Source organism: Streptomyces sp. NPDC001985 (assembly GCF_040296845.1).
GTDB lineage: Bacteria > Actinomycetota > Actinomycetes > Streptomycetales > Streptomycetaceae > Streptomyces.
On sequence record NZ_JBEOYB010000131.1, the window covers coordinates 1 to 10,649 of the forward strand.

The following is a 10,649-nucleotide window of genomic DNA, read 5'->3' on the forward strand; positions in this document are numbered from 1 at the left end:
CCTGAGCAAACCCAGCCCCGCCGGCGATTGAGGCGCGGGGGTTCGGGGGCCGGCCCCCGACCGTGGCCCGCACCATGCGGGCACCTGTCGCACAGGTCCGTCCTCAAACCCCCCCGGAGCTGCCTCCGGGAGGCGCCCCAGACAGGCTGGGTGGTTCAGCCCCGCCGGCGATTGAGGCGCGGGGGTTCCGGGGCCGGCCCATGAGTGGGGTGGTCGCAGGGTGCGGGCGGGGGCTGAAGGGGGGCTAAAACAGGCGGCCCCCGCGCAGCGGCTCTAGCCGGGCTTCAGCCGCACTCCCTACCGTCGCGCCGACGCCACCCCACCCCCGGGGCGGCCCGACCGAAGGGCGGTGGGACCCGCCATGGCGATCCCGGCCCGGCTCCGGCAGGCCCGCGCGGCACTGCTGCTCGTCTTCTTCGTCCACGGCGTGGTCTTCGCCCTGCTGGTGACCCGCATCCCCGCCATCCGCGACCGCTACCACCTCACCGGCGCCGACCTCCCCCTCCTCCTCGCCGCCGTCCCGGTGCTCGCGGGCGTCGGCACGCTCGCCGTCGCCCGGGTGGTGCGCCGCTTCCCGCCGTCCACCGTGATCCGGGTGGTCCAGCCGGTGATCTGTCTGACCCTGGTCGGGGTCGGCGTGGGCCGGTCCCTGTGGCAACTGGTCCTCTGCCTCGCGGTCTTCGGCCTGCTCGCGGGCGCGCTGGAGGCCGTTCAGAGCATGACGGGCGTGGAGCTGGAGCGCCGCTACGGCCGCAGCATCATGCTGCGCTTCCACGGCGCGTCCAGCCTCGGCGGGATCGTGGGCGCGGCGCTGGCGTGGGCGGGTGCCCGCGGCGGCTTCCCGCTCGCGGCCGTGTACACGGTCCCGGTGCTGGTGCTGCTGCCGGCGGCGGTGGCCGCCGGGCGGCGGCTGTCCCCCGGGCCCGGTGGGAGCACCGCCCCCGCCCCGGCGCGGACGCGTCCCGCCGGCGGCCGGCGGGTGCCGTGGCGTCCGCTGCTGCCGCTCGGGCTGATCCTGACGATCGCGGTGGTCGCCGACTCCACCGCGGCCAACTGGAGCGCCACGTTCGTCCGCGACACGCTGGGCGGTTCCGAGGCGCTGGCCACCGTCCCGTACGCCCTCTACATGGCGGCGACCCTGCTGGGCCGGGGCTTCGGCGATCTGGCCGTGCGGCGGTGGGGAGCCGCCGCGGTGGTGCGGACGGGCGCGGTGGTGTCGTCCGCCGGCTTCGCCGTGCTCGCGGCGGCGCCGGGGCCGTGGGCGGGGGTGCTCGGGTTCGGGGTGCTCGGCGCCGGGCTCTCCGTGATCATCCCGCAGGTCTTCACGGTGGGCGCGCGAACGCTGCCCGGAGCCCCCGACACCGCCGTCGCACGGGTCAACCTCTTCAACTACGTGGGCTTTCTGCTGGGGCCGCCGCTGGTGGGGGCGGTCGGTACGGCCGTGTCGTACCGGTTGGCGATGTGTGTGCCGCTGGTGCTGGTGCTCGGGGTGGTGTTCCTGGCCCGCTCCCTGGCGGTGCCCGGGGGCGCGGCGCCCGGCCGGCCCGCCCGGCCGGAGCCCGCCGCCGCTCGCTGAGCCGGCCCCGGGGGCGGCGCCGCCGCACGGCGCGCCGCCCTCCCGGTGTGCCCGCGCACGGGGGCGCCGGCGGCTTTTAGCCGGACGAAAGCGGCAGCCCCCACGATCCCCGCGAGGGCCGTTCCCCGGACGCGCGGCACGGCCGCACGGCGGGTACCGCCGGCGCCGTCCGGGGAGCGCCCACCGACGATGGGAGAACCATGCGCTGGGAAAGCGTTTATGTGGCGGGAACGGGTGCCTGGCTCCCCGAGCCGTATCCCGCCCGCGCCGCCGTGGCGGCGGGTCACTACGACCCGGAGCAGTTCGAGGCCGACGGCCTGCTGTCCGTGCGGATCGCCGAGGAGAGCGTCTCCCCGCCCGACATGGCCGTCCAGGCGGCCACCACCGCGCTCAAGCGGTCGGGGCTGGACCCGGACTCCGTGGCGCTGCTGCTGCACAACTACGTCTGGTTCCAGGGCCAGACGATGTGGCCGGTCGCGTCGTACATCGCCGATCACGCGGTGCGCTCGGGGGTGCCGGCGTTCGAGGTCAGGCAGGAGTGCAACGCCGCCGTCGCGTCGGTGGACCTGGCCGCCCGGCATCTGACCGCCGAGTCCGGCGCCGCCGCGGCCGTGCTCACCACCGCCGACCGCTTCGGCGCGCCGCTGATCGACCGCTGGCGCGCGGAGCCCGGTCTGGTGTACGCGGACGGCGGCACCGCGCTGGTGCTCTCCAACCGGACCGGTTTCGCCCGGCTGCTGTCGACGGCGACCCGCGCCGACAACCGGATGGAGGCGCTGGCCCGGGGCTCCGGACCGACCCCGCTGCCCACCGGGGAGCCGTACGACCACGCCGCCCGGTTCGTCCACTATCTGCGCGCGCACGGCAATATCCGCGAGGCGACCGACCGGCTGGTCGCGATGGTCGGGGGCGCGGTGGACGACGCCCTGGCCGAGTCCGGTACGGAGCGCTCGCGGCTCGCCCGGGTGGTAATCCCCACCGGGGGCCGCAGCAAGACGCGGTGGCAGGCCGAGGAGCTGCTGGGGGTCGACGAGGAGCGCACCACCTGGGAGTTCGGCCGGCGCACCGGGCACCTGGGCGCGGGCGACCAGTTCGCGGCGCTCAACGATCTGACCGAGCGGGGGCTGCTGGCCCCGGGCGACCGGGTGCTGGTGCTCTCCGCCGGGCCCGGCACCGCCAGCTGTGCGGTGCTGGAGATCACCACCGCACCGGCCTGGGGCTTCCCGGCCGCCGCCGACGACCACCGGGAGGAGCGGCCGTGACCGCCACCGCCGCGAGTGCCGTCCCCGCGCCGGCACTGATCGACAACGCCGCCGGCACCGAAACCGCCCCCCGGGTGGCGAACGCGGCCGAGGTGTTCCTGACGGCCGCCGCCGCCCGGTGGCCCGGCGCCCCTGCGGTCCGGGACCGCAGGGGCGGGTGGACCTACGCCGAACTCGACGCGGCGGCCGACTCCTTCGCCCGGGTGCTCGACGGCTGCGGCATCCGGCCCGGCGACCGGGTGCTGGCCCGGATCGGCAGCGTCCGGGAGTTCACCGCCGTGCTGTACGGCACCTGGCGGCGCGGCGCGGTCCTGGTGCCGGTGAACCCCGGGATGAAGGCCTTTCACCTCTCGGCCGTGCTGGCCGACTCCGAGCCCTCGCTGATCGTGGCCGACGAGGAGGAACGGACGGGTACGGAGGGGCTGTTCTGGCCGGCCGGGGTGCCGGTCGTCGTCGCCGGGGAGCTGGCCGCGACGGGCCCGGCCGACCCCGCGTCGCGTACCGAGCGGGAGGTGCCCGCCGACCGGCTGGCCCTGCTGATCTACACCTCGGGCTCCACCTCGGCGCCGAAGGCGGTGGCCTGTCCGCACGGGCCGGTGGCGTTCGCCGCGCGGGCCATCGCGGCCCGGCTGCGCTACACCCGGGACGATGTGGTGCTCACCGCCGTGCCGCTCTCCTTCGACTACGGCCTCTTCCAGATCCTGCTCACCGCGTGGGCGGGGGCGGAGCTGCTGCTCTCGGGCGCGGACAGCCACGCCCGGCTGCTGGGCTTCGCCCGCGATCACCGGGCGACCGTCGTCCCGCTCGTACCGTCGCTGGGCGAGCTGCTGGTGCGGCTCGCCGCCCGCGACCCGGGGCCCACCCGGGTCCGGCTCCTCACCAACACCGGGGCCGCGCTGAACGCGCCGCTGATCGCCTCGCTGCGGGAGGCGTTCCCGGGCGCGGCCGTGGCGCCGATGTACGGCACCACCGAGTGCAAGCGGATCACGATCCTGGAGCCCGACGGCGATCTGGCGCGCCCGGGTTCGGTCGGCACCGCGCTGCCGGGCACCGAGGTACTGGTCCTCGGCGACGACGGCGAACCGCTCCCGCCGCACGCGGTCGGCGAGCTGGTGGTGCGCGGGCCGCATGTGATGGCGGGTTACTGGCGCGCGCCCGAGGCGACGGCGCTGCGCTTCCGGCGCGAGGGGCCCGGCGGGGCGGTGACCCTGCACACCGGGGACTACGGCCGGCTCGACGAGGACGGGCACGTCTACTTCCAGGGCCGCCGGGACGATCTGTTCAAACGGCGCGGCTCGCGGATGAGCTGTGTGGAGATCGAGGCCGCCGCGCTCGACATCGACGGGGTGCGGGACGCCGCGCTGCTGGCCCCCGGGGACGGCCGCGACATGGTGCTCTTCGCCGTGTGCGAGCGCGGTTCGCTCGGCGGCGAACAGGTGCTGGCCCGCCTCGGCGAGCGGCTGGAGGCCGCGAAGGTGCCGGACGAGTGCCGGGTGCTGGACGCCCTGCCGCTCACCCCCAACGGCAAGACCGACCGCAAGGAGCTGCGCAGGCGGCTCGTGGAGGAGGAGAGCGATGGCGACTGACCGGACCACCACCGTCGAACGGCGGCTGGTCGAGCGGTACGGCTCCCCGCTGTACCTCTACGACCTGGCCAGGGTGCGGACCGCGCTGGAGGATCTGCGGGCGGCCCTGCCCCAGCCGAGCCGGGTCTACTACTCGCTCAAGGCCAATCCGCACCCCGGTCTGGTCGCCGAGCTGCGCCGGGGCGGCGCCCGTGCCGAGGTGACCTCGCGCGGGGAGCTGGCCGCGGCGCTGGAGGCGGGCCATCCGGCGGCGGAGCTGATGTACTCGGGCCCGGGGAAGGTGCGGGCCGAGCTGGACGAGGCGGTGGCGGCGGGGATGCGCACCTTCTCCGCCGAGTCCTTCGGTGATCTGGAGCGCATCGGCCGCGCGGCGGCGGCGCGGGGTGTCACCGCCGACTGTGTGCTGCGGATCAACGCGGCGGGCGCGCCCGGCCAGGCGGGGCTGCGGATGACCGGCGGGCCCTCGCAGTTCGGCTTCGACCCGGACGGGCTGGCGGCGGAGCGCGGGCGGCTGCTCGCGCCCGGCACCCGGATCGTCGGGACGCACTTCTTCCCGCTGACCAACGCCCGCGACGAGGAGGGGCTCGCGGCCGAGCTGGCGCAGAGCGTGCGCACCGCGGCCCGGCTCCGGGACGAGCTGGGCATCCCGCTCCATCTGCTCGATCTGGGGGGCGGGTTCGCCGCCCCGTACGCGACGCCGGGCGAACGGCCCCTCTACCGGGGGCTGCGGACGGTACTGGCCGGGGTGCTGGACGAGTGGCTGCCGGGCTGGCGCGACGGCGAGCCGGTCATCGCCTTCGAGTCGGGGCGGTATCTGGTCGGGGACAGCGGCCGGCTGGTGGTCACCGTCACCGATGTGAAGCACAGCCGGGGCAGCGACTACGCGGTTCTGGACTCGGGGATCAACCACCTCGGCGGGCTGTCGGGGCTGGGGCGGCTGCTGCCGCTGTCGGCCCGGCCGCTGCCCCCCGGCCCCGGAGCCGAACCTGGCCCCGACCCTGCGGGGGAGCCGGCGACGGTGACCCTCGCCGGCCCCCTGTGCACCCCGGCGGACGTGCTCGCGCGCGCCGCCGACCTGCCCGGGGTGCGCCCCGGGGATCTGCTGGTCTTCCCCCATGTCGGCGCCTACGGGCTGTCGGCGAGCCTGCTGGGATTCCTCGGCCACCCGGCGCCGGCCGAGGTGCTGGTGGACGGCGGCGCGACCGTCTCCGCCACCCGGCTGGAGCTGCGGCGCCACACGGTCGAACCGCTCACCGGAACGAGCACGGAGGACACCAACGCCATGACCGACACCTCATCCGGCGCACCGGAGCGGACCGCCGCCACCGGGGAACCGCCCTGGGACGGAACCTTCGAGACCCTGCTCCACGAGGTTCTGCCCCGGCTGCGCGCCAAGGGCCCGCTGCTGCCCGACAGCAGTCTCAAGGCGGCGGGGCTCGACTCGCTCGCCATGGTGGAGGTGCTGGTGCGGGTCGAGTCGGCGTACGGCATCGCCGTACCCGACACCGCACTGGTGACCGCGACCTTCGCCACCCCCGCCGCGCTGTGGCGGGTGGTGTCGGCGCTGCGCCGGCAGACCGTCGGCCCGGCCTGACCCGGACCGACGGTCCAGGAGAGGAGTTCCCATGCGGTGGGAAGGCGTGTACGTCGCGGGGACCGGGGTGTGGCTGGGCGGGCCCGAGTCCGCCCGCTCCGCCGTGGAACGCGGCGCGTACGACCCGGAACAGCACGCGGCGGACGAGCTGCTGTCGGTCTCCGTCGCGGCGGAGACCATGGCTCCCCCGGACATGGCCGTCCACGCGGCGACGACGGCGCTCAAGCGGTCGGGGCTGGACCCGGGCGAGGTGGAGCTGCTGATCCACAGCGGTATCTGGTTCCAGGGGGTCGAGATGTGGCCGGCCGCCTCCTATGTGGCGGGGCACGCCCTGGGCCGGGGCGTGACCGCCTTCGGCCTGGACCAGGAGTGCAACGGCGGTCTGGGCGCCCTGGAGGTGGCGGCCCGCCAGGTGGGCGCGCGGCCGGGCGCGGGAGCGGCGATGGTGACCACCGCCGACCGGTTCGGCGCCCCGCTGGTCAGCCGCTGGAGCAGCGAGCCCGGATTCGTGTACGGGGACGGCGGTACGGCGCTGCTGCTCAGCGCCCGGGGCGGTTTCGCCCGGCTGCTGTCGACGGCGAGCGAGGCGGACAACTCGCTGGAGGCGGTGGTACGGGGCCCCGCGCTGCGCCCGCTGCCCTCGTCCGGGCCGCTGGATCTGCGGGGCCGGGTCGGGCACTATCTGCGCTCCCGGGGCGGGCTGCGGGAGGCGACCGAGCGGGTCGGCGCGGTGGTGCGGTCGGTGGTGGACACGGTCCTGGCCGAATCGGGCACCGGCCGGGGCGACATCGCCCGGGTGGTGACCCTGGCCAGCGGGCTCGGACGGCTCCAGTGGCAGCTGCCCCAGCTGCTGGGGCTGCCGGTGTCGCTGTCCACCTGGGAGTTCGCCCGCCGGGTGGGGCATCTGGGGGCCGGGGACCAGATCGCCGGGTTCAACGATCTGGTCGAGCGGCGGGAGGTGCGCCCCGGCGACCGGGTGCTGCTGGTCGGCGGGGGCTCCGGGTTCAGCTGTACCTGCGCCGTCCTGGAGATGGTGGCGGCGCCGGAGTGGGAGCCGTCCGGCCGGGGGCGGTGAGCCCCGGCTCCAGCGGCGCTCCAGTGAGCCGACGGATGATTCGTACCCCGGCCGCCCAGTGCCGTGCGGCCGGGTGTCCGGTCCGCCGCCTCGCCGTCGAGGAGACACACATGGTGATGACTGAACCCGCGGGTGCCACCAGGAGTTCGACACCCGGATCGCAGCGGGCCCTCTGGGGGGCGCTGGGCGCGCTCCTGCTGGCCTGGGACATCTTCGAGGTGGTGAAACACCAGGGCTGGGTGATCCCGGCCGCGGCCGCCGGGGCGGTCCTGCCGGAGCTGAGCCGGCTGGCCGGTCTCGGCGAGCGGCACGCGCCGGGGCAGCTCCCCGCCCGGGCGGTGCCGCTCTTCAATCTGCTGCACCGGGCCCTCCCCCCGTTCGGGATCATGGTGCTGTTCAGCTTCCTGGGCGACGCCCCGGAGGACATCGCGGCCCCGTTCACCTTCGGGATGGCCTGGCTGACCACGATCGCGCTCTCGCGCGCGCTGGGGTTCGGGCTGCGCACACCGGAGGGCTGGCAGCGCTGACCCCTCCGCGCCGAACGGCCGGCCCGCGCCCCCGCCCCGGGGGCGCGGGCCTGTGGCCTGGCCTGCCGTGCGCGGGGACCCGTGGCCCGCGTCCCCGGGCCCGGGCCGTCTGTTCAGCGGCCCTTCACCGCCGCACAAGCGGACGCTGGGACTCTCGCGGCACCGCGCGGGGAGTCCGCCGGACGGTTCCGAGCCCCTGGAGGCCACACGATGGACAACGCCCCGCCGCCCCCGGCCGAGTCCGGCACCGGACTCCGGTACCCCTTCCCCCGCCCCTCGGCGGTGGAGGTGCCGCCCGTCTACGAGAAGCTGCGCGGCCGGTGCCCGGTCGCGAGGGTGGAGCTGCCCAGCGGGGACGAGGGGTATGTGGTCAGCCGGTACGACGATGTCCGCACCGTCCTCGCCGACCCCCGGTTCAGTCGGGCGGCGATGCTGGCCGAGGGAGCCCCCCGGCTCACGGCGGCACCCCCCATGGGCGGGAGCCTGTTCACCATGGACCCGCCGGAGCACACCAGGCTGCGCAAGCTGGTCTCGCGGGCGTTCACCGCCCGCCGGGTGCGGGAGCTGCGCCCCCGGATTCAGCGGATGACCGATGAGCTGCTGGACTCGATGGAGGGGCTGTCGCCGCCGGTGGATCTCAACCCGGTGTTCGCGTTCCCGCTGCCGGTGATGGTGATCTGTGAGCTGCTGGGCGTGCCCTTCGAGGACCGGGACCGCTTCCGCGGCTGGTCCGACGCCTTTGTCTCGCTCACCTCGCACACCCCGGAGGAGGTGATGGAGCAGCGGATGTCGATGGTGAAGTACCTGGGCGAGCTGGTGCGGCACAAGCGCGAGGAGCCGGCCGACGATCTCATGGGCGCCCTGGTCGCCGTCCACGACGAGGACGGTGGCCGGCTCGGCGAGATGGAGCTGATCACCATGGGCATCACCCTCCTGGTGGCCGGTCACGAGACCACCGTGAGCATGATCGGCACCTGTGTGCTGACGCTGCTGCGGCACCCGGAGAGGCTGGCCGCGCTGCGGGAGCGCCCCGAGTCGATCGGGCCCGTGGTGGAGGAGCTGCTGCGGCTCAACCCCATCGGCGACGGGGGCCCGTTCCGGGTCGCGCTGGAGGATGTGGAGATCGCGGACACCGTCATCCCCCGGGGCAGCGGGGTGATCGCGGCGGTCTGCTCCGCCAATCAGGACCCCGCCCGGTTCGGGGAGGCGACCGGGGCCTTCGACCCCGAGCGGGCGTCGGCCGGCGGGCATCTGGCCTTCGGCCACGGCCCGCACTTCTGCCTGGGGGCCGCGCTCGCCCGCGCCGAGCTCCAGATCGCGCTCTCCTCGCTGATCCGGCGGTTCCCCGGGCTGCGGCTCGCGGAGGAGGCCGGCTCGCTCTCGATGACCAGCGGAATGATGGTGCACGCGCTGAGCCGGCTGCCCGTCGCCTGGTGAGGGCACGGCGGACCGCCCGGGCCCCCCGACGGGGACCCGGGCGGCCGGGCGTGCCGGTGGCGGGTTCAGCCGGCGGCCGGCGCGGCTCCGCTGTGCGCGATCCGGCGGGCGACGGGCGGGCCGGGCCGCTGGACCTGGAAGTACGCACGGGCCAGTACGCGGCGCTGGAGCGCCCGGTTGCGGTCGACCACCCGGTACAGAGCGCGCCGCAGCAGACCGCCGAGCCGGGTGTCGAGGGAGAACAGGTGCTCCTGCCGCAGTTGCAGGGCCCGGGAGAGGCGTACGGACTCCTCACGGGCGCGCTGGAACTCCTCGCCCGCGCGCAGCAGGGCCGCCCGGCCGTCGCCGCCGGCCGCGAAGGCCTCCTCGACCAGGGGTGCCAGGGTGACGGCGTCGATGATCGCGTGGTTGACGCCCTGGCCCAGGATCGGGGTGAGGGTGTGCGCGGCGTCGCCCATGAGGACGAGTCCGGGCATGGACCAGCGCGGCACGACGGTGGTGAAGATGTCCAGCATGGAGGTGTCCGACCAGGTGGTGACATGGGCGCGCACGGTGTCGGAGAGTTCGGGGGCGAGCCGGTCGACGCGCTCGTGGAGCGCGGCCGGCCCCTGGGCGCGGAGCTGTCTCAGCCCGCCCTTGGGGATGTTGAGGCCGACGCGGACGCTGTCGGGGTGGGTGGGGATGAAGAGTCCGTGCTCGCCGCCGTGGATGCGGACGCGGTAGGTGTTGCGGTCCCAGTCGGCGGGGAAGGGCAGCCGCAGCCAGATCACGTCCCGGTCCAGCGGGAGTTTCTCGTACGGCAGCCCGGACATCTCCCGGACCTTGCTGAACCGGCCGTCCGCCGCGACGGTCAGCGCGGCGCGGACGGTGATCCCGCCGTCGGGGGTGCGGGCCCGGACGCCCGTCACCGGCCCGCTGTCGCCGTGCTCCCGGAGGAGTCCCACGGCGGTCGCCGACTGCCGCAGGGTGTAGCCGGGGTGTTCGCGGCCCGCGTCGGCGAGGGCGGAGAGGAGGGCGGGCTGCGGCAGTTCCACGGGGTACGGGTGCGGATAGCGGAAGCCGGAGAAGTCGGCGCGGAGCACCGTGCGGCCGGAGTCGGTCAGCTCCATGCGGTGCATCTGCGCGTAGGTGCCCGCCAGCCGGTCGAGCAGCCCGAGCCGGTCGAGCAGCCACACGGAGTCGGGGGAGACGGACTCGCCGCGGAAGGACCTGTTGAAGTGGGCGCTCTGCTCCAGGACCACCACCGATACGGAGCGTCTGGCCAGCTCCATGGCGAGCGTGAGCCCGGCCGGCCCTCCCCCGACCACGCACACCTGTGCGGTCAGCTCTGCTGTCATCGTCTGCTGCCTCTCCGGCGGAGTCATGGTGGGCCGATGGTCGGGCGGGACCCTAAAGCCCACCTTGCGCCCCTGCCCCGCCCACCCGAGAACGCGCCGCCCCTCCCCACCCCGCGGCGATGAGCCGCACCATCTCAGCTCTTCCGGCGTTTGAGCCGCACCACCCCAGCCCCTCCGGCGATTGAGGAGCGGGGGTTCGGGGGCCGGCCCCCCACCCAGGCCCGCACCATGCGGGCACCTGTCACACACGGTACG

The 10,649-nt window shown here is 75.5% G+C and carries 8 protein-coding genes; 7 read left to right on the plus strand and 1 reads right to left on the minus strand.

Going from position 1 to position 10,649, the window contains the following annotated elements:
• Positions 1–361 precede the first annotated feature (361 nt).
• The 7 genes from ABT122_RS32330 (at position 362) to ABT122_RS32360 (ending at position 9,057) form a co-directional block, all read left to right on the plus strand.
• A complete protein-coding gene (locus ABT122_RS32330) occupies positions 362–1,576 on the plus strand; it encodes an MFS transporter (protein ID WP_351559533.1) in 1,215 nt (404 codons plus the stop codon).
• Between the two features lie 200 nt (positions 1,577–1,776).
• Positions 1,777–2,838, plus strand: coding sequence for a ketoacyl-ACP synthase III family protein (locus tag ABT122_RS32335; protein ID WP_351559535.1), 1,062 nt, complete (start codon positions 1,777–1,779; stop codon positions 2,836–2,838).
• Positions 2,835–4,424: a class I adenylate-forming enzyme family protein gene (locus tag ABT122_RS32340; protein WP_351559537.1), complete on the plus strand. Its 1,590-nt coding sequence runs from the start codon at positions 2,835–2,837 to the stop codon at positions 4,422–4,424. The genes ABT122_RS32335 and ABT122_RS32340 overlap by 4 nt, the downstream gene beginning before the upstream one ends.
• A complete protein-coding gene (locus ABT122_RS32345; protein ID WP_351559539.1) occupies positions 4,414–6,018 on the plus strand; it encodes a phosphopantetheine-binding protein in 1,605 nt (534 codons plus the stop codon). The genes ABT122_RS32340 and ABT122_RS32345 overlap by 11 nt, the downstream gene beginning before the upstream one ends.
• Before the next feature lie 31 nt (positions 6,019–6,049).
• A complete protein-coding gene (locus ABT122_RS32350) occupies positions 6,050–7,093 on the plus strand; it encodes a ketoacyl-ACP synthase III family protein (protein ID WP_351559541.1) in 1,044 nt (347 codons plus the stop codon).
• Between the two features lie 110 nt (positions 7,094–7,203).
• A complete protein-coding gene (locus ABT122_RS32355) occupies positions 7,204–7,620 on the plus strand; it encodes a hypothetical protein (protein ID WP_351559543.1) in 417 nt (138 codons plus the stop codon).
• Positions 7,621–7,830: 210 nt separating this feature from the next.
• Positions 7,831–9,057 (plus strand): cytochrome P450, encoded by a 1,227-nt coding sequence (locus ABT122_RS32360; RefSeq protein WP_351559545.1) that lies wholly within the window; start codon positions 7,831–7,833, stop codon positions 9,055–9,057.
• A 65-nt stretch (positions 9,058–9,122) separates the two neighbouring features.
• Here ABT122_RS32360 and ABT122_RS32365 read toward each other — a convergent pair whose 3' ends face one another.
• Positions 9,123–10,394, minus strand: coding sequence for an FAD-dependent oxidoreductase (locus tag ABT122_RS32365; protein ID WP_351559546.1), 1,272 nt, complete (start codon positions 10,392–10,394; stop codon positions 9,123–9,125).
• Positions 10,395–10,649: the final 255 nt, after the last annotated feature.

Coding starts and splice junctions, on each gene's coding strand:
- ABT122_RS32335 (WP_351559535.1), top strand. CDS start 1,777: ATGCGCTGGGAAAGCGTTTATGTGGCGGGAACGGGTGCCTGGCTCCCC.
- ABT122_RS32350 (WP_351559541.1), top strand. CDS start 6,050: ATGCGGTGGGAAGGCGTGTACGTCGCGGGGACCGGGGTGTGGCTGGGC.
- ABT122_RS32355 (WP_351559543.1), top strand. CDS start 7,204: ATGGTGATGACTGAACCCGCGGGTGCCACCAGGAGTTCGACACCCGGA.
- ABT122_RS32330 (WP_351559533.1), top strand. CDS start 362: ATGGCGATCCCGGCCCGGCTCCGGCAGGCCCGCGCGGCACTGCTGCTC.
- ABT122_RS32360 (WP_351559545.1), top strand. CDS start 7,831: ATGGACAACGCCCCGCCGCCCCCGGCCGAGTCCGGCACCGGACTCCGG.
- ABT122_RS32345 (WP_351559539.1), top strand. CDS start 4,414: ATGGCGACTGACCGGACCACCACCGTCGAACGGCGGCTGGTCGAGCGG.
- ABT122_RS32365 (WP_351559546.1), bottom strand. CDS start 10,394: ATGACAGCAGAGCTGACCGCACAGGTGTGCGTGGTCGGGGGAGGGCCG.